Origin of the sequence: Xanthomonas sp. F10 (genome assembly GCF_014206815.1) — a bacterium.
Taxonomy (GTDB): domain Bacteria; phylum Pseudomonadota; class Gammaproteobacteria; order Xanthomonadales; family Xanthomonadaceae; genus Xanthomonas_A; species Xanthomonas_A indica.
In genome coordinates this window covers 1,382,936-1,409,104 of record NZ_JACHNP010000001.1, presented here as the reverse complement: position 1 = coordinate 1,409,104, position 26,169 = coordinate 1,382,936, and the positions used below count along the sequence as shown (strand labels likewise).

25 protein-coding genes are annotated in these 26,169 nt (G+C 70.5%); 14 read left to right on the top strand and 11 right to left on the bottom strand.

Features of this window, described 5'->3' with window-relative positions:
- Positions 1–110: 110 nt before the first annotated feature.
- Positions 111–1,247: a hypothetical protein gene (locus tag FHR56_RS06210; RefSeq protein WP_343160748.1), complete on the bottom strand. Its 1,137-nt coding sequence runs from the start codon at positions 1,245–1,247 to the stop codon at positions 111–113.
- A 283-nt stretch (positions 1,248–1,530) separates the two neighbouring features.
- Between FHR56_RS06210 and FHR56_RS06205 the strand changes: the two genes are divergently transcribed.
- The 10 genes from FHR56_RS06205 (at position 1,531) to FHR56_RS06160 (ending at position 10,646) form a co-directional block, all read left to right on the top strand.
- Positions 1,531–1,857: a YerC/YecD family TrpR-related protein gene (locus FHR56_RS06205; RefSeq protein ID WP_048489062.1), complete on the top strand. Its 327-nt coding sequence runs from the start codon at positions 1,531–1,533 to the stop codon at positions 1,855–1,857.
- 9 nt (positions 1,858–1,866) lie between these two features.
- Positions 1,867–2,781, top strand: a complete 915-nt coding sequence (gene hisG, locus FHR56_RS06200; protein WP_010340765.1) for an ATP phosphoribosyltransferase — start codon at positions 1,867–1,869, stop codon at positions 2,779–2,781.
- Positions 2,778–4,073 carry a histidinol dehydrogenase gene (hisD, locus tag FHR56_RS06195; RefSeq protein ID WP_160946622.1) on the top strand — a complete coding sequence of 432 codons (1,296 nt, stop codon included), beginning with the start codon at positions 2,778–2,780 and terminating at the stop codon, positions 4,071–4,073. The genes hisG and hisD overlap by 4 nt, the downstream gene beginning before the upstream one ends.
- Positions 4,070–5,170: a histidinol-phosphate transaminase gene (hisC, locus tag FHR56_RS06190; RefSeq protein WP_160946623.1), complete on the top strand. Its 1,101-nt coding sequence runs from the start codon at positions 4,070–4,072 to the stop codon at positions 5,168–5,170. Before hisD ends, hisC begins: the two co-directional genes overlap by 4 nt.
- Positions 5,167–6,240, top strand: coding sequence for a bifunctional histidinol-phosphatase/imidazoleglycerol-phosphate dehydratase HisB (hisB, locus tag FHR56_RS06185; protein ID WP_160946624.1), 1,074 nt, complete (start codon positions 5,167–5,169; stop codon positions 6,238–6,240). Before hisC ends, hisB begins: the two co-directional genes overlap by 4 nt.
- Before the next feature lie 28 nt (positions 6,241–6,268).
- The gene (gene hisH / locus FHR56_RS06180; protein WP_160946625.1) at positions 6,269–6,871 is read left to right on the top strand and encodes an imidazole glycerol phosphate synthase subunit HisH; all 603 of its coding nucleotides are present in this window, start codon (positions 6,269–6,271) and stop codon (positions 6,869–6,871) included.
- Entirely contained in the window at positions 6,868–7,602 is a 735-nt protein-coding gene (hisA, locus tag FHR56_RS06175; RefSeq protein ID WP_160946626.1) for a 1-(5-phosphoribosyl)-5-[(5-phosphoribosylamino)methylideneamino]imidazole-4-carboxamide isomerase, read from the top strand. Before hisH ends, hisA begins: the two co-directional genes overlap by 4 nt.
- The gene (gene hisF / locus FHR56_RS06170; protein ID WP_160946627.1) at positions 7,596–8,372 is read left to right on the top strand and encodes an imidazole glycerol phosphate synthase subunit HisF; all 777 of its coding nucleotides are present in this window, start codon (positions 7,596–7,598) and stop codon (positions 8,370–8,372) included. Before hisA ends, hisF begins: the two co-directional genes overlap by 7 nt.
- Positions 8,362–8,985, top strand: a complete 624-nt coding sequence (hisIE, locus tag FHR56_RS06165) for a bifunctional phosphoribosyl-AMP cyclohydrolase/phosphoribosyl-ATP diphosphatase HisIE (protein ID WP_160946628.1) — start codon at positions 8,362–8,364, stop codon at positions 8,983–8,985. The genes hisF and hisIE overlap by 11 nt, the downstream gene beginning before the upstream one ends.
- Before the next feature lie 77 nt (positions 8,986–9,062).
- Positions 9,063–10,646: a calcineurin-like phosphoesterase family protein gene (locus FHR56_RS06160; protein ID WP_184502438.1), complete on the top strand. Its 1,584-nt coding sequence runs from the start codon at positions 9,063–9,065 to the stop codon at positions 10,644–10,646.
- Positions 10,647–11,329: 683 nt separating this feature from the next.
- On the opposite strand, the gene FHR56_RS06155 is transcribed toward FHR56_RS06160, so the two are convergent.
- From FHR56_RS06155 to FHR56_RS06130, 6 genes are all read right to left on the bottom strand, one after another.
- A complete protein-coding gene (locus FHR56_RS06155) occupies positions 11,330–12,433 on the bottom strand; it encodes a C13 family peptidase (RefSeq protein ID WP_237473113.1) in 1,104 nt (367 codons plus the stop codon).
- A 6-nt stretch (positions 12,434–12,439) separates the two neighbouring features.
- A complete protein-coding gene (gene mtnC / locus FHR56_RS06150; protein WP_160946630.1) occupies positions 12,440–13,138 on the bottom strand; it encodes an acireductone synthase in 699 nt (232 codons plus the stop codon).
- Between the two features lie 3 nt (positions 13,139–13,141).
- Positions 13,142–13,708 (bottom strand): acireductone dioxygenase, encoded by a 567-nt coding sequence (locus FHR56_RS06145; protein ID WP_160946631.1) that lies wholly within the window; start codon positions 13,706–13,708, stop codon positions 13,142–13,144.
- 93 nt (positions 13,709–13,801) lie between these two features.
- Positions 13,802–14,443 carry a methylthioribulose 1-phosphate dehydratase gene (locus tag FHR56_RS06140; protein ID WP_160946632.1) on the bottom strand — a complete coding sequence of 214 codons (642 nt, stop codon included), beginning with the start codon at positions 14,441–14,443 and terminating at the stop codon, positions 13,802–13,804.
- Between the two features lie 252 nt (positions 14,444–14,695).
- Positions 14,696–16,129, bottom strand: coding sequence for an amino acid permease (locus FHR56_RS06135; protein ID WP_160946633.1), 1,434 nt, complete (start codon positions 16,127–16,129; stop codon positions 14,696–14,698).
- 85 nt (positions 16,130–16,214) lie between these two features.
- Positions 16,215–17,687, bottom strand: coding sequence for an amino acid permease (locus FHR56_RS06130; protein WP_160946634.1), 1,473 nt, complete (start codon positions 17,685–17,687; stop codon positions 16,215–16,217).
- Positions 17,688–17,856: 169 nt separating this feature from the next.
- Here FHR56_RS06130 and FHR56_RS06125 point away from each other — a divergent pair, with 169 nt between their 5' ends.
- Positions 17,857–18,432 carry an NUDIX hydrolase gene (locus FHR56_RS06125; RefSeq protein ID WP_160946635.1) on the top strand — a complete coding sequence of 192 codons (576 nt, stop codon included), beginning with the start codon at positions 17,857–17,859 and terminating at the stop codon, positions 18,430–18,432.
- Positions 18,433–18,620: 188 nt separating this feature from the next.
- On the opposite strand, the gene serA is transcribed toward FHR56_RS06125, so the two are convergent.
- Positions 18,621–19,862, bottom strand: a complete 1,242-nt coding sequence (serA, locus tag FHR56_RS06120) for a phosphoglycerate dehydrogenase (RefSeq protein WP_184502437.1) — start codon at positions 19,860–19,862, stop codon at positions 18,621–18,623.
- A gap of 260 nt (positions 19,863–20,122) precedes the next feature.
- On the opposite strand from serA, the gene FHR56_RS06115 reads away from it, so the two are divergent.
- From FHR56_RS06115 to FHR56_RS06105, 3 genes are all read left to right on the top strand, one after another.
- Positions 20,123–21,511 (top strand): FAD-binding oxidoreductase, encoded by a 1,389-nt coding sequence (locus FHR56_RS06115; protein ID WP_160946637.1) that lies wholly within the window; start codon positions 20,123–20,125, stop codon positions 21,509–21,511.
- Positions 21,512–21,627: 116 nt separating this feature from the next.
- Positions 21,628–21,945, top strand: a complete 318-nt coding sequence (locus FHR56_RS06110) for a DUF2388 domain-containing protein (protein WP_160946638.1) — start codon at positions 21,628–21,630, stop codon at positions 21,943–21,945.
- A gap of 47 nt (positions 21,946–21,992) precedes the next feature.
- The gene (locus FHR56_RS06105; RefSeq protein WP_343160749.1) at positions 21,993–23,855 is read left to right on the top strand and encodes a DUF4105 domain-containing protein; all 1,863 of its coding nucleotides are present in this window, start codon (positions 21,993–21,995) and stop codon (positions 23,853–23,855) included.
- Positions 23,856–24,199: 344 nt separating this feature from the next.
- Here the strand turns inward: FHR56_RS06105 and FHR56_RS06100 are convergent, their stop codons facing one another.
- The 3 genes from FHR56_RS06100 to FHR56_RS06090 all read right to left on the bottom strand — a co-directional run bounded on the left by FHR56_RS06100 (position 24,200) and on the right by FHR56_RS06090 (position 26,094).
- Complete coding sequence (locus tag FHR56_RS06100; protein ID WP_160946640.1) at positions 24,200–24,622, bottom strand: hypothetical protein; 423 nt, start codon at positions 24,620–24,622, stop codon at positions 24,200–24,202.
- A gap of 4 nt (positions 24,623–24,626) precedes the next feature.
- Positions 24,627–25,193, bottom strand: a complete 567-nt coding sequence (yeiP, locus tag FHR56_RS06095; protein WP_010343353.1) for an elongation factor P-like protein YeiP — start codon at positions 25,191–25,193, stop codon at positions 24,627–24,629.
- 130 nt (positions 25,194–25,323) lie between these two features.
- Positions 25,324–26,094 carry an SDR family oxidoreductase gene (locus tag FHR56_RS06090; protein ID WP_160946641.1) on the bottom strand — a complete coding sequence of 257 codons (771 nt, stop codon included), beginning with the start codon at positions 26,092–26,094 and terminating at the stop codon, positions 25,324–25,326.
- Between the last annotated feature and the right edge of the window lie 75 nt (positions 26,095–26,169).

Genomic DNA, 26,169 nt, shown 5'->3' with positions numbered 1-26,169 from the left:
TGGCGACGGCCGGCGACGGCCGCCGCGCTCTGCAAGATTCTCGTAGGAGCGGCTTCAGCCGCGACCAGCATGGCCGGTAAACCCGGCCGTGGCTGATCCCCGGGCGCGGGCTACAGCAGGCCCGCACCCTGCAGCATCGCCTTCAGCGCACGCCGCTGCGCGGCAGCGTCCGCCGGCCAGCCCTGCAACTGCGCGACGACCTTGCCGTCGCGCACCAGGAAGAACGTCGGCATGCGCCATTCGCGTGGCAGCAGCGGCCATTCCGCCACGTCGTAGAGCGGGTGCAGCGGTGTCTGCGGTTGCGCGCGGTTCCAGGCGCGCAGCGCATCCATGTCCTCGCTGCCGGGCGGCAGCGCCAGCCACCGCGCATGGCGGCGGAACGCCGGCCCCAGTTCGGGATCGGCGGTGATGGCGCGTGCGGCGTCGGCGGCGAAATGGCAGCCGGCGGTGACCAGGATCTGGGTTGGCCGCAGATCGATCCGCTGCCGGTGCAGGGTGCGGCCGTCGGCGTCCAGCGACCACAGCGTTGGTCCGTGCGTGCCGGAGCCCAGGCGGTCGTCGACGCGCAGCCAGTGTGGCCACTCGGCGCTGCCGCCATCGGCCAGCACGCGCCGTGCGTCCTCCACGCGATGCGCCAGCAGCAGCGCATGACCGGCGGCGTCCACCTGCGCCGCACTGGCCTGGCCGCGGCGCCGCAACTGCGCCAGCACCTGCAACTGGGCGTCGAGTCCCGCGGGGTTGGGGCGCAGCGCGTAGGTGGCGACCAGCGCCCGGTACAGCAGTTCCAGTGCGGCATCGTCCAACGGCGCGGTGGCGCTGCGGTCGAAGGCTTCGGGCAGCGCGCTGCGCAATGCGGGCCATGGATCGCGCCCAGTGCGGCCCAGGCCGTGCAGCGCCCGGTTGTAGCGGTTGTAGCGGCGCTCCAGGTCGCCGATCCGGGCGGCTGGAGCGCTGGCGCGCGGCTGCGTCGCCCAGTGCGGCAAGGTCTCGGCGTAGCGTTCCACTCCGAACAGGGCCAGCAGGGCGCGGCCCTGCGCGCGGGTGAGTTGCGGCAGATCCTGCGTGTCGAATCCACCCAGGCCGTTGCGCCCGAAGACCAGGCCATCGAGGAAGCGTTCGCGGGCGCCGGGGGTGAGTGCGTCCAGCGGCGTGCGCTGGCCGGCGTGGGCGCGCAGGTAGGTCTCGAGCTGGGCGCTGGAGCGGATCGGCAGCCCTTGCGCGGCGACCTCGGTATCGCTGGCAATCACGTGGGCGGGTGCTGTCGGAGGCGGCGGCTGCGCCAGTGCATGCGTCGCCAGGCATAGGGCAAGACCGACAAGCCAGGTGTGGCGCATGCGGTGCTCCAGCGGGGTGGTCGTGCCGATCCTAATGGTCGCCGCGCCGGCCTTCCACAGACCGAAGGCGCCATCTTCCGCAGCGCGTGCGAGAGAGGGGCGCCTGGGGCAGGGCGGCAGGCAGCAGCGCCGAACGGCTGAACCGCGCCACTCGCGCAAACTTGACCTTGTAATAGCGTGCTATTACATTAGCGCAATGAAACAACGCCCCGCCCCTGCAGAAGACCGTGCCAGCGACGCCTCGTTCAAGGCGTTGGCGCGCACCCTGGCCCAGCTCGGCAAGCCGCAGGAAGTGGCGGCGTTCCTGCAGGACCTGTGCACGCCGGCCGAACTGGAGGCGATGGCGGACCGCTGGCGGGTGGTGCCGCTGCTGCTCAAGGGCGTGCCGTATCGCGAGATCCACGACCTGACCCAGGTCAGCGTCACCACCATCGGCCGTGTCGCACGGACCCTGGAATACGGCGCCGGCGGCTATGCCGCGGCGCTGCGCCGGCAGACGGCGCGCCCCTCCGATTCCCACTGAGATGTCCTGATGAGTGCTTCCCTGGCAGCACCGGCCCGCGACCGGCTGCGTATCGCGATCCAGAAGAGTGGCCGCCTGGCCGAGCCGGCCCGTGCGGTGCTGGCCGCCTGCGGGCTGAGCTGGCGCGAGAGCCGCGACAAGCTGTTCTGCTACGGCGAATCGTTGCCGGTGGACCTGCTGCTGGTGCGCGACGACGATATCCCCGGCCTGATTGCCGATGGCGTGTGCGACTTCGGCATCGTCGGCCGCAACGAACTCGACGAGCAGGCCGGCGAGCGCCGCCGCAATGGCCTGCCGGAGGCGTATCGCGCCCTGCGCGGGCTGAACTTCGGCCAGTGCCGGCTGATGCTGGCGGTGCCGGAGAGCTGGGAGTGGAGTGGCCCGCAACAAGTGCAGGGGCTGCGGATCGCCACCAGCTACCCGGCGGTGCTGGCCGACTGGCTGGACGCGCGCGGCATCGCTGCGCAGGTGGTGGAGCTGTCCGGTTCGGTGGAGATCGCGCCGCGCCTGGGCACCGCCGACCTGATCTGCGATCTGGTCTCCAGCGGCGCCACCCTGGCCGCCAACCAGCTCAAGCCGGTGGAGACGCTGCTGGAGAGCGAGGCGGTGCTGGCCGGCCCGGTCCGCGAACCGGCCGACGCCCGCGCCGGCCTGGCGGCGATGCTGCTGCGCCGGCTCGACGGCGTGCTCAAGCTGCGCGACAGCAAGCTGCTGATGTTCCGCGCCGCGCGCGAGCGGGTCGCCGACCTGGCGCGGCTGCTGCCCGATGCCGAACCGCTGGTGCAACTGCCCGGCGACGCCGACGGCCCGCTGCAATTGCAGACCATGTGCCATGGGGCGATCACCTGGCAGCGCATGGAGGAACTGGAGCGCGCAGGCGCGCAGGGGTTGATGGTCTTGACGGTGGAGCGGTCGCTGGCATGAATCGATTGGAGTGGAGCGCGCTCGACGCGCAGGAGCGCACCCAGGCGCTGACCCGGCCGGTGCAGCGCGTCGCCGACCAGACCCGCAGCGCCGTGGCGCAGGTGCTGGATGCGGTGCGCAGCCGCGGCGACAGCGCGCTGCGCGAACTCACCGCACGCTTCGACGGCGTGGTGCTGGACACCTTCGAAGTGAGCGCCGAGGAGTTCGCCGCCGCCGAGGCCGCGGTGCCGGCGCCGCTGCGCGCGGCGATGGCCGACGCGGCGGCGCGGATCGACACGTTCCACCGCGCCGGCATGGCGCAGCCGTACGCGGTCGAGACCGCGCCGGGCGTGGTCTGCGAGCGCGTGGTGCGACCGATCGGCCGGGTCGGCCTGTACGTGCCGGCCGGCAGCGCACCGCTGCCGTCCACCGCGCTGATGCTGTGCGTGCCGGCGGCGCTGGCCGGCTGCCGCGAGGTGGTGCTGTGCACGCCGCCGCGTGCCGACGGCTCGGCCGATCCGGCGGTGCTGGTCGCGGCGGCCCTGTGCGGGGTGGACCGGGTGTTCAAGCTCGGCGGCGCCCAGGCGATCGCGGCGATGGGCTATGGCACCGACAGCGTGCCGTCCTGCGACAAGCTGTTCGGCCCCGGCAACAGCTACGTCACCGAGGCCAAGCAACAGGTGGCGCAGGCCGGCGCGGCGGCGATCGACATGCCGGCCGGTCCGTCCGAGGTGCTGGTGATCGCCGATGCCGGCGCCGATGCCGCCTTCGTCGCTGCCGATCTGCTGTCGCAGGCCGAGCACGGCCCGGATTCGCAGGTGTTGCTGCTGTCCGACAGCGCCGCATTGATCGAGGCGGTGGAGAACGAACTGGAGCGGCAGCTGGCGACGCTGCCGCGCGCGGCGATCGCCCGGCAGGCGTTGGCCGCGTCGCGGCTGATCCGCGTCGACACGCTGGACGATGCCTTTGCGATCAGCAACCGCTATGCGCCGGAACACCTGATCCTGGCATTGCGTGCCCCGCGCGATTGGCTGCCCCGCGTCGAGGCCGCCGGCTCGGTGTTCCTCGGCGACTACACCCCCGAAGCGCTGGGCGACTACTGCAGCGGCACCAACCATGTGCTGCCGACCAGCGGCGCCGCGCGTGCCTACAGCGGCGTGAGCGTGGCCAGCTTCCAGAATTTCGTCAGCGTGCAGAGCGCCAGCGCCGACGGCATCGCTGCGATCGGCGGCTGTGCGGTGCTGATGGCGCGCGCCGAGGGCCTGGATGCGCACGCCAACGCGGTGGCGCTGCGCATGGAGAAGGCGGCATGAGCGCGGCCTCCGACGCACGCGCGGTGCTGGCGCTGGTCCGCCCGGACCTGCGCGACTTCGCCGGGTATTCGTCCGCGCGCAGCAGCGCGCTGCAGGGCGAGGTCTGGCTCAACGCCAACGAATCGGCCTGGGCCAACGCCGCCGACGGCGAGGCCGGCAATCGCCGCTATCCGGATCCGCAACCGCCGGGGCTGCGCGCCGCCCTGGCCGCGCTGTACGCCTGCACTCCGGAGCAACTGCTGCTCGGCCGCGGCAGCGACGAGGCGATCGATCTGCTGCTGCGTGCCCTGTGCGAGCCGGGCCGCGACGCCATCGTCATCACCCCGCCGGTGTTCGGCATGTACGCGGTGTGCGCGCGGCTGCAGAATGCGCGCGTGGTCGAGGTGCCGCTGCGCGATACGACCGACGGCCTGCTCACCGACGTGGACGCGGTGGTGGACGCCGCGCTGAGCCAGATGGCCAAGCTGGTGTTCCTGTGTTCGCCGGGCAACCCCGGCGGCGCGGCGATCGCGCTGGCCGACATCGAGCGCGCCGCCGAGCGCCTGCAGGGCCGTGCGGTGCTGGTGGTCGACGAAGCCTATGGCGAGTTTTCCGACGAAGCCTCGGCCACGACCTTGCTGGCGCGGCACGCCAATCTGGCGGTGCTGCGCACGCTGTCCAAGGCGCACGCGCTGGCGGCGGCACGGATCGGTTGCGTGATTGCCGACCCGGCGCTGATCGCGGTGCTGCGGCGCTGCCAGGCGCCGTATCCGATCCCGGCGCCGTGCACGCAACTGGCGCTGGCCGCGCTGCAGCCCGAACCGTTGCGGCAGACCGCGGCGCGGGTGCAGGAGGTGCGCGCGGAGCGCACGCGCATGCAGGCGGCGCTGGCCGCGCTGCCGGGCGTGCGCCAGGTGTATCCGTCGCAGGGCAATTTCCTGCTGCTGCGCTTCGACGACGCCGAGGGCGCGTTCCAGGCGCTGCTGGCAGCCGGGGTGGTGGTGCGCGACCAGCGCGCCGCGCCGGGGCTGGGCGATGCGCTGCGCATCACCCTGGGGACGCCGGCGCAGAACCAGCGCGTGCTCGGCGCGCTGCAGGCGTGGAGGGCGGCGGCATGACCCCGATCCTGTTCGTGGACCGCGACGGCACCCTGATCGAGGAGCCGGCCGATTTCCAGATCGACGCCTACGAGAAGCTGCGCTTCGTGCAGGGCGTGATCCCGGCCATGCTCAAACTGCGCGACGCCGGCTACCAGTTCGTCATCGTCACCAATCAGGACGGCCTCGGCAGCGAGGCCTATCCGCAGGCCGCCTTCGACGGCCCCAACGACCTGATGCTGCAGATCTTCGCCAGCCAGGGCATCGTGTTCCGCGAGGTGCTGGTCGACCGCAGCTGGCCGGCCGACAATGCGCCCACGCGCAAGCCCGGCATCGGCCTGATGCTGCCGTACCTGCAGGACCGCAGCATCGACTGGGCGCGCTCGGCGATGGTCGGCGACCGTGTCACCGACATCCAGTTCGCCGAGAACCTGCGCATCCGCGGCTTCCAGTTGCGCACCGCGCAATTCGGCGGCGAATGGGACTGGGCCGGCATCGCTCACGAGCTGGCCGATGCACCGCGGCGTGCGCGGGTGCAGCGCGACACCAAGGAAACCCGCATCGCGGTGGAACTCGACCTGGACCTGGCGCGCGACCCGCACTGCGCCACCGGCCTGCCGTTCTTCGACCACATGCTCGAGCAGATCGGCAAGCACGGCGGCTTCGCGCTGGACGTGCGTGCCGAGGGCGACCTGCACATCGACGAACACCACACCATCGAGGACACCGGCCTGGCGCTGGGCCAGGCGCTGCGCCAGGCACTGGGCGACAAGCGCGGCATCGGCCGCTACGGCTTCACCCTTCCGATGGACGAGACCCTGGCCAGTGCCGCGCTGGACTTCAGCGGGCGCCCGTACTTCGTGTTCGAAGGCGAGTTCAAGCGCGAGCGGGTCGGCGACATGCCCACCGAGCTGGTGCCGCACTTCTTCCGCTCGCTGTGCGATGCCGCCGGGCTGAACCTGCACCTGAGCGTGCGCGGCGACAACGACCACCACAAGGTCGAGGCCTGCTTCAAGGCGCTGGCCCGCGCCCTGCGCCAAGCGCTGCGCCGCGAGGGTGCGGCGCTGCCCTCGACCAAGGGGGTGCTGTGATGCGTGCGGGTGTCGCAGGGAGCGTGCGATGAGCGATGTCGCCCTGATCGATGCCGGCGGCGCCAACCTCGGTTCGGTGCGCTACGCGCTCGAACGCCTCGGCGTGGAAGCCCGGCTGGTGCGCGACGCCGCCGGACTGCAAGGCGCGGACCGGGTGATCTTGCCAGGTGTCGGCGCCGCGCCGCACGCGATGGCGCGGCTACGCGAGCAAGGTCTGATCGAGCCATTGCGCGCGCTACAGGTGCCGCTGATCGGCATCTGCCTGGGCATGCAGTTGCTGTTCGAGCGCTCGGAGGAGGGCGATGTCGGCTGCCTGGGCCTGCTGACCGGGGTGGTCCGGCGCATGCCGCCGGCGCTGGGCATCCGCGTGCCGCACATGGGCTGGAACCGGCTGCTGCCGCTGCGGCCGTCGTCGCTGCTGGCAGGCGTCCCCGACGGCGCCAGCGCCTACTTCGTGCATGGTTATGCCGCGCCGGTCACCGCCGACACCGTCGCCGCCTGCGACCATGGCGGCCTGTTCACCGCGGTGGTGCAGCACGGCCGCCGCTGCGGCGCGCAATTCCATCCCGAGCGCTCGGCCGACACCGGCGCGCGCATCCTGCGCAACTTCCTCGAGACCGATTTCCCATGAGCTTCGTCGTCTATCCCGCGCTGGACATCCGCGAAGGCCGCGTGGTGCGGCTGGCGCAGGGCGACTACGCCCGCGAGACCCACTACGGCGACGATCCGCTGCGCCGGGCCCAGGCCTTCGCCGAGGCCGGTGCGCAGTGGATGCACCTGGTCGACCTGGATGCGGCCCGCGCCGGCGGCTACACCCTGGCGCCGCTGCTGCAGCGGATCCGCAGCGAGACCGGGCTGCAGGTGCAGACCGGCGGCGGCGTGCGCTCGCGCGCGGACGTGCAGCGCCTGCTCGATGCCGGCGCCAGCCGCGTGGTGATCGGCTCGCTGGCGGTGCGCGACCGCGAGTCGGTACTGGAGTGGCTGCGCGAGTTCGGCCCCGAGCGCATCACCGTGGCGCTGGACAGCCGCCAGGATACGCACGGCGTCTGGCGTCTGCCGGTGCACGGCTGGACCGAGACCTCGTCGCTGAGCCTGGATGCGCTGGCCAGCGAATACGCCGCGGCCGGGCTGGTCCATCTGCTGTGCACCGACATCGCCCGCGACGGCATGCTGTCCGGGCCGAACCTGGCGCTGTATGCGCACCTGCGCCAGCTCGCGCCGACGCTGGCGGTGCAGGCCTCCGGCGGCATCCGCGACGCCGCCGACGTGCGCGGTGCGCGCGAGGCCGGCTGTGCCGGCGCGGTGCTCGGCAAGGCGCTGCTGGAAGGGCGGCTGCGGCTGGACGAGGCGCTGGCATGCTGAGCCGACGCATCATCCCGTGCCTGGACGTGCGCGAGGGGCGCGTGGTCAAGGGCGTCAAGTTCCGCGACCACGTGGACATGGGCGACATCGCCGAGCTGGCGCTGCGCTACCGCGACCAGGGCGCCGACGAACTGGTGTTCTACGACATCGGCGCCAGCCCGGAAGGGCGCTCGGTGGACTACGCCTGGGTCGAGAAAGTGGCGCGGTTGCTGGACATCCCGTTCTGCGTGGCCGGCGGCATCCGCGACGTCGCCACCGCGCGCGCGGTGCTGCACGCCGGCGCCGACAAGATCTCGATCAACTCGCCGGCGCTGGAGCGGCCGGCGCTGATCGCCGAGCTGGCCGAGGCCTTCGGCGTGCAGTGTGTGGTGGTCGGCATCGATTCGATCCGCGAGGACGACGGCCAGTGGCGCGTGCGCCGCTTCACCGGCGATCCCAGCAAGACCCAGGCGCTGCGCGTGCGCACCCTGGACTGGGTGGTGGAGGCGCAGCGCCTGGGCGCCGGCGAGATCGTGCTCAACTGCATGGACAGCGACGGCGTGCGCCGCGGCTACGACATCGCCCAACTGCACGCCGTGCGCGCCCTGTGCAAGGTGCCGCTGGTGGCCTCCGGCGGCGCCGGCGAGATGCAGCACTTCGCCGATGTGTTCGAGCGTGCCGACGTGGACGGCGCGCTGGCCGCCAGCGTCTTCCACAGCGGCGCCATTCCCATTCCCGAACTCAAGCGCTTCCTGCGCCAACGACAGATCGAGGTGCGCGATGGCGCATGAACACTCCCACGAGGCGGACGTCGCCGACGCGGCGCTGGACTGGGGCAAGGGCGACGGCCTGTTGCCGGTGGTGGTACAGGACGCCGCCACGCTGCGCGTGCTGATGCTGGGCTACATGAACCAGGAGGCGCTGGCGGCCACGCGCCGCAGCGGCCAGGTCACCTTCTACAGCCGCAGCAAGCAGCGGCTGTGGACCAAGGGCGAGAGTTCCGGCCATGTCCTGGACGTGGTCGCGATCGACACCGATTGCGATCGCGACACTTTGCTGGTGCTGGCGCATCCGCGCGGGCCGACCTGCCACCTCGGCCGCGACAGCTGCTTCCCGCAGGCGCCGGGCCAGTTCCTGGGCGCGCTGGATCGCCTGGTCGCGCAGCGCGAACGCGAGCGGCCGGCGAGCAGCTACACCACGCAGCTGTTCGAGAAAGGCACGCGGCGCATCGCGCAGAAGGTGGGCGAGGAGGGCGTGGAGACCGCGCTGGCCGGCGTCGCCCAGGGCGACGACGAGCTGCTCGGCGAATCCGCCGATCTGCTCTATCACCTGACCGTGCTGCTGCGCGCGCGCGGCCTGGGCCTGGCCGACGCGGTGGCGGTGCTGGAAGCGCGGCACCGCTGAGCCGGTCCGGCGCAGTCATCGCCGCGTCGGCCTAGCTGGCTACAATCGGGGGCCCTCGGCTTCCCCGGATGTTCCGCATGCTGCGTCCCGTCGTCCTCGCCTGCCTGTTGGCTGCCGCCGCCCCCGCCGTGGCGCAGACCGCCACGATCAGCGGCAGCGTCTACCAGGAACGCGACAACGCCCCGGGCCGCGGCCCGGGCGATACCGGCATCGCCGGCGTGCAGGTGTCCGACGGGGTGCACATCGTCCGCACCGACGCGCAGGGCCGCTACCGCTTGGAAGTGGAGCCCGGCCGCACCGTGTTCGTAATCAAGCCGGACGGTTACAGCTTCGTCAGTGCCGGCAACGGCCTGCCTGACTACTGGCGGCACTACGCGCCCGCCGGCTCGCCCACGCTCAAGTACCCGGGCATTGCCCCGACCAGCGGCGCCACCGATCACTGGGATTTCGCGTTGCGCGCGCAGCCCAAGGCCGACAGCACCGAGGTGCTGGTGTTCGCCGATACCCAGACTGCGTCGATGACCGACGTCGGCTACTACGCCCGCGACATCGTCGCACCCTTGCGCGGCAAGACCCATGCGCGCATCGGCACCACCCTGGGCGACGTGGTCAGCGACGACCTGTCGCTGTATCCGGCGCTGAATGCGGAAACCGCCAAGCTCGGGGTGCCGTGGTTCCACGTGCCCGGCAACCACGACCTCAACTTCGACGCGAGCGACGATGTCGATTCGCTGTCGAGCTGGCGCGCGGTCTACGGCCCCGACACCTACGCGGTGGAAGAGGGCGGCGCCAGCTTCGTGTTCCTGGACGACGTGGTCTACCAGCCGACGCAACAGCCCAAGTACATCGGCGGCCTGCGCGCGGACCAGTTCGCCTTCCTGCAGGCCTACCTGGCCAGCGTGCCCAAGGACCGACTGGTGGTGCTGGGGATGCACATCCCGCTGTTCGATGCCGCACCCGGCAAGGAGACCTTCCGGCATGCCGATCGCGCGCGGCTGTTCGCGCTGCTGAAGGACTTCCCGCACGTGCTGGTGCTCAGCGGCCACAGTCATACCCAGCGTCACTACTACCACGGTGCGGACGAGGGCTGGCACGGTGCGCAGCCGCTGCACGAGTACAACGTCGGCGCGGCCTGCGGCGCGTTCTGGTCCGGGGTCAAGGATGCCGACGGCATCCCCGCCGCGACCATGGCCGATGGCACCCCGAACGGCTATGCGCTGCTGACCGTGCGCCGCGATGGCGGCTATGCGTTGGCCTACCACGCCGCGCGTGCCGCCGACGACACCCAGATCGGCCTGCATGCGCCGAAGGTGTTGCGCCGCGGTGCCTATCCGGCCTGGGGCGTGTACGCGAACGTGTACATGGGCGAGAACGACAGCCGCGTCGAGTACCGCGTGGACGACGGCGCCTGGAAGCCGATGCAACGCGTCGAACAGCCCGATCCTGCGCTGCTCGCCGAGAATGTGCGCGACGATGCCGCCGATGCGCTGCGCGGCTACGACCGCTCGCCCGAAGCGATTCCTTCGCAACACCTGTGGCGCGGCGCCTTGCCGACCGACCTGAGCGTGGGCGCGCACCGCATCGACGTCCGCGCGTTCGACCGCTGGCGCGGCGAGCAGCGTGCCAGCGGCAGCTACCGCTTGCAGGACGCCAGCCCGTGATGGGATGGCGGCTGTAGGCCGTGATCGGCAGACAAGCGCGCAGCGATGCTGCGTGCTCGATCATCGTGACTGCCGCGACAGGGTTTTAGGCGGCCATGTGTTCCAGGCGTCGGGACTAAAGTCCCTCCCACAGTGCGCCGATCAACATTTCGGAAGCTTTGCCTGCTGTAGGAGCGGCTTCAGCCGCGACGAGCGAAGCGACGATGCCAGCCGGTGTCGCCCGCGTTGGGCACAACGGAAATCTCTCGCCGGCGGTGCGTTCTGGGGGTGTCGCAGCCCACCTGCCGCCATCGCGACGCCCCTGTAGGAGCGGCTTCAGCCGCGACGAGCGTGATGTGGGGCGCGCACGGCCAAGCCACGGCCAGCGCGCTCGTGCCACGGCCAACCCCAGAAACAAAAAAACCTCCACGAAGGAGGCCGACGAAGCGAAGCGATCCTGGCTGGCGAGCGGAGGCTGGCGGGCGGTTGGATCGGAGCGCAGCTGGCTGGCGAACACGGGCTGGCTTGCTGCGGGAGGGATTCTAGCGATCCCGTGCGCGTCGCGATCGAACGCGAATCACTCTCATCTTTTCGGCGCGCTGGACCAGTGAGGGCTGGCGCGCCGAGACCCGCGCCGGCCGGCAAACGCGAGGTATCCGCACGGACCGTCGCCTGCAGGCGCCCCTGCGTCCCGCGCGGTGGCGTCAGCGTGCGGGCGTGGTCGCCGCGGGCGGTGCCGAGGCGTGCGCTGGCGTCGGCGCGGCGGGGGCGGCTGTTGCACCGTGTTCGTCGGTCTGCTCGCCATCGGCCGCGTCCGTCGCGTCGTCCGCATCGGGTTCGGGATACGGATAGGGCGGCGCGACGGCATTCGGCAACTGCGCGCGCCAGTGCTGCAGCCATGTGCCGATGCGTGCACCGACGTACAGTTGCGGATACGACGGCGCTTCGCCCTCGGCCTGTTCGCGTGCGCTGATCTCGGCGCTGGCCAGGCGATAGCTTTCGACCATGTCGGTGGTGCGCGCCAGTGCGTCGATCAGCCAGGCGCGGCCGAAATAGGTGGCGCTGGCGGTGTTGCCGCAGCCGAACGAAGGGCGATCGCGGCGCGCGGCGGTGATGACCAGCGTGTCGGCGGTCTTCAGTGCCGGCACGAAGCCACCGGAGTAGCAGGCCGAAATCACGATGATGCGGTTGCGGATGCCGGCGTCGTCGAGCAGGCGGCGCAGCTCCTGCGGGGTGATGGTGTCGTACTCGGCATCCTCGCCGGGGCCGAACTGCAGATACAGCTCGTGCTGCTCGGTGCCGTGGCTGGTCAGGAACAGCAGCAGCGCGTCCTCGCGCTTGTCCATCAGTTTGCCGATGCGGTCCAGGGTATCGGCCAGGTTGTCGTAGGAGGCCTGTGGCGCGTAGGCGTGCGTGCCGAGATTGTCGCCGTGGTTGATCAGGGTGGCGATACGCCCGGCGGCGCCGAAGCGCTGCGCGAACAACTGCCGCAGGTACAGCACTTCGTTGCGGAACACGTCCTCGCTGGCGTCGCCGGCGAAGCCGACCACGTACAGGTCGGCGACGCCCGGACGCTGCGGCCGCAGCGCGCCCAGTGCCTGGCGCAGCTGCGCCTGGTCGACCGGATCCTGCGCCGCCTCGTCCTGCGCGGTGTCGGCCGCGCCGGCCGGCATCGCGCCGGCATCGGAATGGCAGGCCGGCAGCGCCAGCGCCAGCAGCGCGGCCGGCAGCAGCCGGCCGCGCAACACGGCGAGCGGGCACCGCAACGCCGCCAGCGCGGCGATCGAGGCAGCGACGGGCCTGCGCATGCGGGCTCAGAAGCCCAGGTCGGCGAAGCTCTCCGCGCGGCGGTGGCCGTTGCAGGCCTCGCCCTGGCGCGGTTGCGGGTAATCCTCGCGGCGGTCGATCAGCGCCGTGTCCAGGCCGGCGTTGCGCGCCGCGTCCAGTTCGGCGACCACGTCGGACAGGAACACGATCTGCGCCGGCGCCACCCCGATCGCCTCGGCGATGCGTGCGTAGCTGGGTTGCTCGCGCTTGCCGCCGATCTCGGTATCGAACCAGCCCGAGAACAGCCCGCGCAGGTCGCCGGCGTCGCTGTGGCCGAAGAACAGCTTCTGCGCCGGCACCGAGCCGGACGAGTACACGTACAGCGCACGGCCGTCGGCGTGCCAGCGGCGCAGCGCCGGCGCGGCATCGGGATAGATGTGCGCGGTGAAGTCGGCATCGCGGTAGCCGGCTTCCCAGATCATGCCCTGCAGCGCCTTCAGCGCAGTGTGCTTGCGGTCCTGGTCGATCCAGCCCTGCAGGGTCTCCACGATCACCGCATCGGTGCAGATGCCGCCGCATTCGCTGGCGACCGCGTCCAGCCACTGCCGTACCTGCGGCTGCTGGCCGTGCTCGCGCACGAAGCCGGGCAGGGCGCGGCGCGCGTAGGGGAACAGCACGTCCTTGACGAAGGAGATGCTGCTGGTGGTGCCTTCGATGTCGGTGAGCACGACGCGCGGATCGGCCATCGCTCAGTGCGCCTCGCCGCGCAGCTTCGCCTCGTAGCGCGGGAAGCGCTGGGCGATGTCGGTGCCGGTGAAGTGGCCGACCCAGCCATCCGGCTCGGTGAAAAAGCGGATCGCCACGAAGCGTGGCTCCGGCCCCATGTCGAACCAGTGGTGGGTGCCGTCGGGCACGGCGATCAGGTCGTTCTGCACGCACTCGATCTCGTAGACCTTGCCGTCCACGTGCAGGGTGAACAGGCCGGAGCCGGCAACGAAGAAGCGCACCTCGTCTTCCTTGTGGAAGTGCTCGTCGAGGAACTTCTTGCGCATTTCCTCGCGCTGCGGGTTGTCCGGCGCGATGCTGACCACGTCCACGGTCTTGAAGCCGTTGGCGGCGACCAGGCGGTCGATGTCGGTCTTGTAGGCGGCCATGACCGCCTCCGGCGACGCGCCGGCCTCGATCGGCTGGTTGGCCTGCCAGCGCTCGAAGGTGACGCCGATCTTGCGCAGTTCGGCGGCGATCGCGTCGCCATCGCGGCTGTCGAACAGCGGCGCGTCGGGAGTGGTGTCGGCGAAGATGCGGAGTCGGCTCATGGCGGTGGGCGAAAGCGGCAGGGGGACGAAAAGGGTAGCAGGTGCGTGGCCGGCGGCCGTTGCGGCGCTGGAACGCTGTCGCGCCGCGGCGGATCAGCCGGCGGCGCGCAGCTTGCGCAGCTCCAGCTCGCAGTGCAGCAGGAACTCGAAGGCCTCCAGATGGCGGCGCGCCTCGGCCATGTCGCGGCCCCAGGCGTACAGGCCGTGGCCGTCGATCAGGTAGCCCCACAGCGGCGTGCGGTCGAGCAGGGCGTCGACCTGCGCCGCCAGCACGGTCATGTCCTGGGTGTTGGCGAACACCGGCAGGTCCACCGCGGTCTCGTGGGTCTGGTTGCCGTGCAGCGCCTTCAGCAGCTCGTAGCCTTCCAGGCGGATATGGCCCTGCGCCGCGTACAGCCGCGAGGCGATGGTCTGCACCGGCGAATGCGTGTGCAGAATGCAGCCGATCTCCGGGAAGCGCCGGTACAGCTGGGTGTGCAGCAGGGTCTCGGCGGACGGGCGCAGCGGCCGGCCGACGGCCTGGCCGTCGAAGTCCACCACCATGATGTCGTCCTCCACCAGCCGGCCCTTGTCGCGGCCCGAGACGGTGATCGCGGCGTGGCGATCGTCCAGACGGTGCGAGAAGTTGCTGCTGGTGGCGGGCGTCCAGCCGGCCTGCGACAGCTCACGGATGTTGTCGATCAGCAGGTGCGCCAGCGTGCGCAGGCGCTCGGAATCGTAGGGCAGTGCGTTCATGCGCGTAGTGTAGGGCTTGCTGGCTGGATTGGGATGACAGCACGCACCCGCATCTCCTCGCGCCGTACCCTCACCCCAACCCCTCTCCCGGAGGGAGCGGGGCTAGCGCTTTTCCTTCTCCCGTCGGGAGAAGGTGTCCCGCAGGGGCGGATGAGGGTACGGGCGAAGCCTCGCATTGCCAAATCTGCGCAGCGCTGTGCGCTCCGTACCCTCACCCCAACCCCTCTCCCGGAGGGAGAGGGGCTCTAAGGCTCAGCCTTGGCTGCCGCGCAGGCGGCTGTGGCGGTAGCCGTAGCCGAAGTAGATCGCCAGGCCGATCACCGTCCAGCCGACCATCAGCATCCAGTTGTGTGCGGTCATTTTCGACAGCAGCGCCAGGCAGCTGAGCACGCCGGCGATGCAGATCGGCCAGGCGAACGGGATGCGGAACGGGCGCGGCAGGTCCGGCTGGGTGCGGCGCAGGATCAGCACGCCGGCGCAGACCGCGGCGAAGGCGATCAGGGTGCCCATCGAGGTCAGTTCGCCGAGCACGTCCAGCGGGAACAGCGCCGCCAGCAGGGCGATGCCGATGCCGGTGATCACCGTGTTGACGTGCGGGGTGCGGTAGGTCGGGTGGATCTTGGTGAACACCGGCGGCAGCAGGCCGTCGCGGGCGATGATCATGAAGATGCGCGGCTGGCCGATGATCATCACCAGCACCACCGAGGACAGGCCGATCAGCGCGCCGATCTCCACCACCACGCGCAGCCAGGCCAGTTGCGGATGCGCCGCCACCGCGGTCACCACCGGCTCGTCGGTGCCCAGTTGCGTGTACGGCAGCAGCCCGGTCATCACCGCGGCCATGGCCACGTACAGCACGGTGCAGATCACCAGCGACAGGATCATGCCGATCGGCAGGTCGCGCTGCGGCCGGTGCGATTCCTGCGCCGCCACCGACACCGCCTCGAAGCCGATGTAGGCGAAGAACACCATCGCCGCGCCGCGCAGCACGCCGTCCAGGCCGTACTTGCCCGGGCCCTCGTTGGCGGGGATGAACGGATGCCAGTTGGCCGGGTCGACGTACTTCCAGCCGGCGGCGATGACCAGCACGATCAGGCCGCTCTTCAGCACCACCATCGCCATGTTCATCGCCGAGGACTTGCGGATGCCGACGTAGCACAGCCAGGTGAGCAGCAGCACGATGCCGGCCGCGGGCAGGTTGGCGATCGCGCCGGTGGGCTGCAGCTTGCCGTCCAGCGGCGCGTTGACCAGGGCCGCGGGCAGGTGGATGTCGAAGTGGTCGAGCAGGCTGAGGAAATAGCCGGTCCAGCTGACCGCCACCGCCGAGGCCGATACGCCGTACTCGAGCACCAGCATCCAGCCGATGAACCAGGCCGCCAGCTCGCCGAAGGTGGCGTAGGTGTAGGTGTAGGCGCTGCCGGAGACCGGCACCATCGCCGCGAACTCGGCGTAGGCCAACGCGCAGAACGCGCAGCACACCGCGGCCAGCACGAACGAGAGCATGATCGCCGGCCCGGCGTGGTTGGCCGCGGCCTGGCCGGTGATGACGAAGATGCCGCCGCCGATCACCGCGCCGATGCCCAGCGCGGTCAGGCCCCAGGGGCCGAGCGCGCGTTGCAGGCCCAGCCCGCCGGCGTCCTCGTGGCTGGCGTGGGGGTGTTTGGTGGCCAAGAGTTGTTTGAGCATGGAGCGGTTCCAGCCGGGCGCGGCGCGCGAGGAAGAGGGGATGAACGCGAAGACCGGCGCGGGCGCCGGTCTTCGGGGGAGCGGATCAGGCCTTGGCGGCCAGGCGGCTGTTGCGGATGCCGTAGAAGAAGTAGATGCACAGGCCGATCAGGGTCCAGCCGACGAACACCTTCCAATGCTCCTGGAACGCCTGGAAGAACAGGCCCACGCAGAACAGCGCGCCCAGCGGGCACACCGCCCAGAACAGCGGCACCCGGAACGGACGCGGCAGATCGGGACGGGTGAAGCGCAGCACCATCACGCCGACGCAGACCGTGGCGAAGGCGAGCAGGGTGCCCATCGACACCAGTTCGCCGAGCACGTCCAGCGGGATCAGCCCGGCCAGCAGCGCCGCCAGCACGCCGACCACCACGGTGCCGACGTAGGGGGTGTGGAAGCGGCGGTGCACCTTGCCGAACAGCTTCGGCAGCAGGCCGTCGCGCGACATGGTGTAGAAGATGCGCGGCTGCGCCATCAGCATCACCAGCACCACCGAGGACAGGCCGGCGATGGCGCCGATCTCGACGAAGGTCTTCAGCCAGGCCAGGTGCGGGTAGTGCTCCAACGCGGTGGCCACCGGCTTGGCGGTACCGAGTTGGGTGTAGGGCAGCAGGCCGGTCAGCACCGCGCAGACGATGATGTAGATGATGGTGCAGATGGCCAGCGACACCAGGATGCCGATCGGCATGTTCTTCTGCGGGTCCTTGGTCTCGCCGGCCGAGGTGGAGACCGCATCGAAGCCGATGTAGGAGAAGAACACGATGGAGGCGGCGCGGAAGATGCCGCTCCAGCCGAACTCGCCCGGGCCGGTGTTTTCCGGGATGAACGGATGCCAGTTGTCCGGGTTGATGTAGAAGATGCCGACGCCGACGAACAGGCAGATCACCAGCACCTTGATCGCCACCACGATGGCGTTGACGAAGGCCGACTGGGTGACGCCGATGTAGCACAGCGTGCTGACCGCGGCCACGATCAGCACCGCCGGCAGGTTGACGATGTTGCCCGAGGCCACGAACGCGTGACCGGTCCAGGTCAGCGGCGCACTGGCCAGTTCCGCGGGGAAAGGCAGGCCGAGGGTGCCGGTGACGAAGCTGATCAGGTAGGCCGACCAGCCGACCGCGACGCTGGAGCCGGCGAACAGGTACTCCAGCACCAGGCACCAGCCGATGAACCAGGCCACGCCTTCGCCGAGCGTGGCGTAGGAATACGAGTAGGCGCTGCCGGAGACCGGCAGCATCGCCGCGAACTCGGCGTAGCACAGCCCGGCGAAGGCGCAGGCCAGGCCGGCGAACACGAACGACAGCATCACCGCGGGGCCGGCATGATTGGCCGCGGCCTGGCCGGTGAGCACGAAGATGCCGGCGCCGATCACCGCACCGATGCCGAGCAGGATCAGGTGTCTGGCGGTGAGGGTGCGTTTGAGGGTGGCTTCGCCCTCCAGACTGCCTTCGAACGGTTCGCCGGCGTCGACGTGACCGGCGGGTTCGATCGGCTTGACCCTCAGCAGAGACTTGAGCATTCGGTGCATCCCCAGGTGGCGGTACGGGGCAAGCGGCCCCGGCAATGGCGAAGCGCCGGGCCCACAGCGGGCGACGCAAGCGTCGTACCATGCCAAAGCCGGCCGGCCGCCACAAGCCGCGCCGCACCGTGGACGGCGATAATGGCCGCCCCCGAACGCGAGAACGCCGATGCCGGAGCCGTCCCTACGCCAGCAGTTGCAGGCCCATGCCCGGCACTGCCCGGATCAGGCCGAGGTCGCCGCGCAGTTCCTGGCCTTGCTGGACGATGCCGCCGATCCGTTCGTGCGCGCACGCCTGGAGGGCCATTTCACCGGCTCGGCCTGGCTGGTCAGCGCCGACGGTCTGCGCACCTTGCTGACCCATCACCGCAAGCTGCAGCGCTGGCTGCAACTGGGCGGGCACGCCGACGGCGACCGCGATCTGGCGCGGGTGGCGTTGAAAGAGGCCGAGGAGGAGTCGGGCCTGCCTGGCCTGGTGCTGGAGGATGGCGCGATTTTCGATCTGGACCGGCACTGGATTCCGGAGCGGGGCGACGTGCCTGGGCACTGGCATTACGACGCACGCTACGTGGTCCGTGCCGGCGCCGACGAGACCTTCGCGGTCAGCGCCGAGTCGCTGGCCCTGGCCTGGCGCCCGATCGCCGAACTGCTGAACGAAGCAGGCCTGGATCCGTCGCTACAGCGCATGGCGCGCAAGTGGCTGCAACGACAAGCCCCTCTCCCCCCGGGAGAGGGGTTGGGGTGAGGGTTGGGCGCGCAGCGCGGGCGGTGTTTTGGCTGCACGAGGCTGCGCCCGTACCCTCATCCGCCCCTTCGGGGCACCTTCTCCCGGCGGGAGAAGGGAGAAGCAGAGCCCCTCTCCCCCTGGGAGAGGGGTTGGGGTGAGGATACGGGCGCGCAGCGCACCCACGAATCCCCAATCCCCAATCCCCGCTAGTAAAGAATGCGCGTCCGCAACGTCCCGGCCACCTGCGCCAGTTCGTCCTTCAGCACCGCCGCCAGTTCCTCGCTGGCGTCGACGTCGATCACCACGTAGCCGACCTTGGGGTCGGTGCGCAGGAACTGGCCGTCGATGTTGACGTTGTGGCGCGAGAACAGTTCGTTGATCTGCGACAGTACGCCCGGCACGTTGCGGTGGATATGCAGCAGGCGCAGGCTCTCGGCGTGCTCGGGCAGGGTCACCTCGGGGAAGTTCACCGCCGACAGGGTGCTGCCGTTGTCGCTGTAGCGCACCAGCTTGGCCGCCACTTCCACGCCGATGTTGTCCTGCGCCTCCAGCGTGCTGCCGCCGACGTGCGGGGTCAGGATCACGTTGTCGTGCGCGGCCAGCGGCGATTCAAACAGGTCGCCGTTGCCCTTGGGCTCGATCGGGAACACGTCCACCGCGGCGCCGCCGATGTGGCCGCTGCGCAGCGCCGCGTCCAGCGCGTCGATGTCGATCACGGTGCCGCGCGAGGCGTTGATCAGGTGTGCGCCCGGCTTCATCTGCGCCAGTTGCGCCGCGCCGATCATGTCGCGGGTGGCCGCGGTTTCCGGCACGTGCAGGGTGACCACATCCGAGCGCGCCAGCAGGTCGTCCAGGTCGGTGGCGGTGCGGGCGTTGCCCAGCGACAGCTTGGTCTCGATGTCGTGGAAGATCACCTGCATGCCCAGCGACTCGGCCAGCACGCCGACCTGGGTGCCGATGTGGCCGTAGCCGACGATGCCCAGCACCTTGCCGCGGGTCTCGTGGCTGCCGGCGGCCGACTTGGACCAGCCGCCGCGGTGGCACTCGGCATTCTTCTGCGGAATGCCACGCAACAGCAGGATGGCCTCGGCGATCACCAGCTCGGCGACGCTGCGGGTATTGGAGTAGGGCGCATTGAACACCGGGATGCCGGCCAGTTCGGCCGCGTCCAGGTCGACCTGATTGGTGCCGATGCAGAAGCAGCCGACCGCGATCAGGCGCTTGGCATGGGCCAGCACCTCGGCGCTGAGTTGGGTGCGCGAGCGGATGCCGACGATGTGCGCCTCGGCGATGCGCTGCTTGAGCTCGTCTTCCGGCAACGACTTGGCGTGCAGCTCGATCTGCGAGTAGCCGGCCGCGCGGAACACGTCGACGGCGGTCTGGCTGATGCCTTCGAGCAGCAGCACGCGGATATCCTGCTTCGGAAACGAGGTCTTCTTGGGCGACATTGCGGCGAGGGAGCGATGGCCAACGGGCCGGTCACTATGCCAGATGGCTCCGCGCTTTGGTGCGCCGCAATAGGATGCCGGGAGACCGTGGATGCAACGCCGGTGGACGGTTTCAGGTGCATCGATTGAGGGCGGCCGGCGTGGGATTCGGGAATGGGGATTGGGGATTCTCAAAGCGGCGACCTGCTGGTAACGAACTGGACGCCGTTGCGCAACGCTGGCACGCTTGAATGCTTGCCTTCGCCGATGCCTCTCCGCCCATGACCGATCCGCGCCTGGATGCCCTGGCCCTCGCCGTTCCCGGCCTGCGCCTGAAGACCGATCCTGCCGACCTGGAGCACTACGGCCGCGACTGGACCCGGCGCTGGACCCCGGCGCCGCTGGCGATCGCGCTGCCGGCGACGGTGGAGGAGGTGCAGGCGGTGCTGCGCTGGGCCAACGCCCACGCGGTGGCGGTGGTGCCCTCCGGCGGTCGCACCGGCCTGTCCGGCGGCGCCGTGGCCGCGCACGGCGAGCTGGTGCTGAGCCTGGAGCGGATGAACAAGGCGCTGGCCTTCGATCCGGTCGACCGCACGCTGACCGTGCAGGCCGGCATGCCGCTGGAAGCGGTGCACAACGCCGCGCGCGAGCACGGCCTGCTGTACCCGGTGGACTTCGCCGCGCGTGGGTCGTGCTCGATCGGCGGCAACATCGCCACCAACGCCGGTGGCATCCGCGTGATCCGCTACGGCAACACCCGCGAGTGGATCGCCGGGCTGAAGGTGGTCACCGGCAGCGGCGAGCTGCTCGAGCTCAACCGCGGCCTGATCAAGAACTCCAGCGGCTACGACTTCCGCCAGTTGCTGATCGGCTCCGAAGGCACCCTGGGCATCGTGGTCGAGGCCACCCTGCGGCTCACCGACCCGCCGCCACCGAGCAACGTGATGCTGCTGGCGCTGCCCTCGTTCGAGGTGCTGATGCAGGTGTTCGCCGCGTTCCGCAGCCGCCTGCAGCTGGAGGCGTTCGAGTTCTTCACCGACCGCGCACTGCAGCACGTGCTCGCGCATGGCGCGCAGGCGCCGTTCGACACCGTCTATCCGTACTACGTGGTCACCGAATACGCCAGCGGCAACGAGGTGCAGGAGGCGGCGGCGCTGGCCGCGTTCGAGGCCTGCATGGAGCAGGGCTGGGTGCTGGACGGGGTGATCAGCCAGAGCGAGGCGCAGGCCGCGCAGTTGTGGCGCCTGCGCGAAGGCATCACCGAGGCGGTGGCGCGCTACACGCCGTACAAGAACGACGTGTCGGTGCGGATCTCGGCGATGCCGGCGTTCCTGGCGCGCACCCAGGCGCTGCTCGGCGAGGCCTATCCGCAGTTCGAGGTGGTGTGGTTCGGCCATATCGGCGACGGCAACCTGCACATCAACGTGCTCAAGCCCGACGCCACCGCGCCGGCCGAGTTCATCGCCGCCTGCGAGCAGGTCACCAAGCTGCTGGCGCAGGTGCTGGCCGAGCACGGCGGCAGCATCTCCGCCGAGCACGGCATCGGCCTGGTCAAGAAGCCCTACCTGGAGAGCACCCGCAGCGCCGAGGAGATCGCGCTGATGCGCGCGGTCAAGCGCGTGTTCGATCCTTCCGGGTTGCTCAATCCGGGCAAGCTGTTCGATCCCTGAGCCCAGCTGCGCCGCTGCCGCGCGACCCGTTCAGGCGCTGCGCGCGGCGGACCGCTAGGCTATGCGGCGCGGCGCCGGCCGTCCCCCTTTTCATGAGCCTGTCTGGAACGATTGCGATGACCCGAGTGACTGCGCGCTGCGCCCTGCTGTTCGCCCTGATCCTGCCCGCGTTTGCGCAGGCGTCCAGCTTCGCCGGCACCTCCGCCGGTTCGGCCTCGGCCGGTTCGGCCGGCAGCTCGGCGTCCTCGGACAGCAGTTCCAACAACGACAAGGTGGTGCTGCAGGCGCGCGACGACGCGGCCGGCTTCGTCGCCAGCGCCGGGCGCATCCGCGGCGCGCAACTGGAAGCGGCGCTGCGCGTGCTGCGCGAGCGCAACCCGCAGGCGCAGCAGGCCAGCGACCTGGAACTGGCGCAGGCGATCCTGGCGCTGTGAGCGCGCGCCGGCCACGGCGCCTCTGCGCGCGGTGGCTGGCGGTGCTGGTGCTGGTGCTAGCCGGTGCGGTGCACGCCGCGGCCGCGCCGCTGGTCGTCGACGAGCGCGGGCTGAGCCCAGCCGAACGCACCGCCAGCCAGGCCGTGCTGGCCGCGGCCCAGGCGCGGCTGCCGTCGGCCTGGGCCGCGGCGCTGCCGGCAGGGCTGCCGCTGCAATGGAGCGACGATCTCCCCGCACAGGTGCACGGTCGCGCGCAGGCGCGGCGCCTGCTGTTGAACAAGCGCCTGCTGCGCGACTGGATGGCGGCGGCGGGCGACACCGATCCGGCGCGGCGGCCGGCGCTGGCGGCGGTGCTGCACGAACTGGCGCATTTCTACGACCGCGCCGCGGCGGGGCGGTTGTCGTCCGATCCGCGCCTGCTGGATCTGGCCGGCTGGCAGGTCAGTCCGATGCGCCTGGGCCTGCGCCGCGGCCAGAACCGCTTCACCGAGCGCAGCCCGGACCGCTACGAATTGCAGTCGCCGGCCGAGTTCGTGGCGGTGAATCTCGAGCACTTCCTGCTCGACCCGGACTACGCCTGCCGGCGGCCGGCGCTGGCCCGCTACTTCGCCGCACGCCTGGCGTGGACGCCCCCGGCGCCTGCGTGCGCACCGGGCCAGGTCTTCGTGCAGGATCCGCTGGCCGACGCGGCCGCGTTGTTGCAGGTGGACCCGGCACGGGTCTACGCGGTGGACTACCTGCTGGCCGAAGGCAACGCGCAGCCGATGAGCCACTGGGGCCACAGCATGCTGCGCCTGGTGATCTGTGCGCCAGGCCATCCGCTGGGGCCGCAGTGCCGGCTGGACCTGGCCGAGCACCGGGTGCTGTCGTTCCGCGCCTTCGTCGACGACGTGCAGATCTCCAGCCTGCGTGGGCTTACCGGCTCCTACCCGTCGCGGCTGTTCGTGCTGCCGCTGCGCCAGGTGGTGGACGATTACACCCAGGTGCAACTGCGCGGCTTGCAGTCGCTGCCGCTGCGGCTCTCGCGCGAGGAGATCGTCGCGCTGCTCGAGCGTGCCGCGCAACTGCACTGGAGCTACGACGGCCGCTACTACTTCCTCAGCAACAACTGCGCGGTGGAGACCTACGCCTTGCTGCACGACGGCGTGCCGCGGCTGGCGGCCGCTCGCCTGTCCGGGATCAGCCCGACCGGGCTGCGTCGGCGCCTGCTGCGGGCCGGCATCGCCGATGCCTCGGTGTTCGAGGATGCCGATGCGGCGGTGCGCAATGGCTACTTCTTCCCGGCGGCGAGCGCGCATTTTGCAGAGATGTTCGCGGTGGCGCGCGGTTCCTTGGCGCTGCCGGCCCGCAATGCCGGCGCATGGCTGGACCTGCCCGCCGCGCAACGCGCGCCGTGGCTGCAGCGTGGCGACCTGCGCGCCAGTGCCGCCTTGCTTGTGTTGGAAAATGCCGCCCGCCGCCGTGCCGAACAGCGCGGTCGCGATGCGCTGAAGCGGCGTTATCTGGGCAAGCCGCTGCCGTCCGCGGCGGCCGCTGCGGGTGGGGGTGATACGGGCGCCGACACCCGCGATGCGGCCAGCGCCGTGCGCGCCGTCCTGGCCGAGCAAGGGCTGCTGAGCCAGCCGGCGAGCCTGCTGCAGGGGCAACCGGGGTACGGCCTGCCGCAGGCGCAGGAGCGCGCTTGGCTGCAGGTCCAGGGACAGGCGCGGATCGCGGCGCTGCATGACGACGGTGCCGCGCTGCAGACGCGCCTGCGTGGGTTGCTGCCGGCGCCGCTGCAGGCGGACCTGGTGCAGATCGATGCCAACCTGGCGACGTTGGGCGAACGCCTGCGCACGCTCAATCGCGAGGGGGGCGGGCTGCAGTTGCGGTCGCCCTCGGTGTTGCGGGAGGGTGGCGGGCAGCCGTAGTGCGGCAGGCGGGCTTCGTACGTAAGACTGTAAGGCAGAGGGTATCGCGCGTGCGGTTGACGGCGTCGCGGTCGCGGCTGAAGCCGCTCCTACGACGTCGCCGGCGTTGCCTCCGCTGCATCGGCTGGTTGCAGGCGCAGCCTTTTCGTCATGAAAGGAGGTCGATAGTTCCAGTCGTCGGGACTGAAGTCCCTCCCACAAAAAAGCGGCGTCCCCTCCGCTCGTCTTTGTAGGAGCGGCTTCAGCCGCGACGAGCGAAGCGGGGGGGGGCGGCCGATGGCGACCACCTTCAGGCTGACGTCAATGCCAGCAAGGGCGCCACCTTGCCTGTCCGCAAGCCACCATCACGGCAGTTCGAGACCGGCATCCTCGCCGTAGTGGCGCAGCCAGGCATCGCGTGCTGGATCCTGGCGGTACTGCGCGCGCAGCTTCGCCCAGGTCTGCTCATTGCCGTCGCAGTACGTGGCCATCGCCTTTTCCAGCTCGCGCCGCCGCGCCGCGTCGTACGGTTCTTCGCCGGCGAAATGGTTGCAGGTATCCTGGCGCGCGACGAAGTCACGGATCGGCGCGGGCATCGCGCAGAAGCCGGCGTGGTGCTCGGGATCGACCGCGTCCGGAATGGTGCAGGCGGGCTTGGCCACGCTCGCCGCGGCCGGCGTCACCGGTGCGGCGAGCGCCAGCGCCGGTACCGCCAGCAGCAGGGCGAGACAGGTGCGCCGTGGCGCGTGCCCGGCGCGGGAGGCGTGATCGCCACGGCGCCCGCGCATAGGTTCAGTCGGCGCGGCCGGCGAATTCGCCGGTGGTGGTGTTGACCAGCACGCGCTCGCCGTTGCCGATGTACTCCGGCACCATGATCTCGATGCCGGTGTTGAGCTTGGCCGGCTTCGGCCGCTTGGTGGCGGTGCCGCCCTTGAGTTCCGGCGGGGTCTCGATCACTTCCAGGGTCACGCTCTGCGGCAACTGGATCGCCACCGGCTGGTCGTCGATGACCTGCACGTAGATGCCGCTGAGGCCGTCGGTGATGTAGCCGGCGTCGGTGCCGATCGCGTCGGCGTCCAGGGTGTAGGGGGTGTAGTCCTCGTCGTCGAGGAACACGAAGGCCTCGCCGTCCTTGTAGGAGAAGGTGGCCTGGCGGCGCATCAGCTCGACCTCGCGCAGGTCGTCGTCGCCGTCGAAGCTGGCATCGAGCTTGTTGCCGCCCGGCACGCTGTACATCACGAAGCGGAAACGCACATTGCCGCCGCGGCCCTGCGGCGAACTGCGCTCGATGTCGCGGATCTGGTACACGCCGTTGTTGTACTCGACGACGTTGCCTTTCTTGATTTCGTTGGCTTTCATGGGTGTGGGGCCGAGATTGGGGATTGGGGATTGGGGATTGGGGATTAGGGATTAGGGATTGGAAAGCGCCGGGCAGGGACGAGGAACGGGGAGCGTTTGCGAATCCCCAATGCCGAATCCCCAATCCCGGCTACTTCGGCGCCAACCGCACCGCGCCGTCCAGGCGAATGGTCTCGCCGTTGAGGTAGCGGTTGCGCAGCAGGAACATCACCGTGTCGGCGAATTCGTCCGGGCGGCCGAGACGCGAAGGATACGGGATCGCCGCGGCCAGCGACTGCTGCACGGCCTCGGGCATGCCGTCGACCATCGGGGTCCAGAAGATGCCCGGGGCGATGGTGTTGACGCGGATGCCGAAGCGCGCCAGTTCGCGCGCCATCGGCAGGGTCATCGCCACAACGCCACCCTTGGACGCGGCGTAGGCGGCCTGGCCGATCTGGCCTTCGTAGGCGGCCACGCTGGCGGTGTTGACGATGGCGCCGCGCTCGCCGTCCTCGCCCGGGGCGTTGTGCTGCATCAGGTCGGCAGCGGCCTTGGCGACGTTGAAGCTGCCGACCAGGTTGACCATCACCGTGCCCTGGAAGGTGGCCAGCGGCATCGGCGCTTCCTTGCCGAGCACGCGGCCGGCGCCAAGGATGCCCGCGCAGTTGACCGCGGCGTTGAGGCCGCCGAGAAAATCACGCGCCGCGCCGAGCTGGGCGGCCACCTGGCCCTCGTCGCTCACGTCGGTGCGCAGGTAGTGGGCCCGGTCCGCGCCCAGGTCGGCGACCGCAGCCGCGCCCTTGTCGTCGTTCAGATCGAACAGCGCCACCTTGCCGCCTTCGGCGACGATGCGTTGCGCCACCGCCAGGCCGAGGCCGGACACGCCGCCGGTGACCACCGCTTTCAGATCGGCAAGCTGCATGGATGTTCCCTCCCAGGAAAACGCCCAGTTTAGAGGGTGCCGCCCCATCGCGGCGAGATCGGCGACGGGCCACGG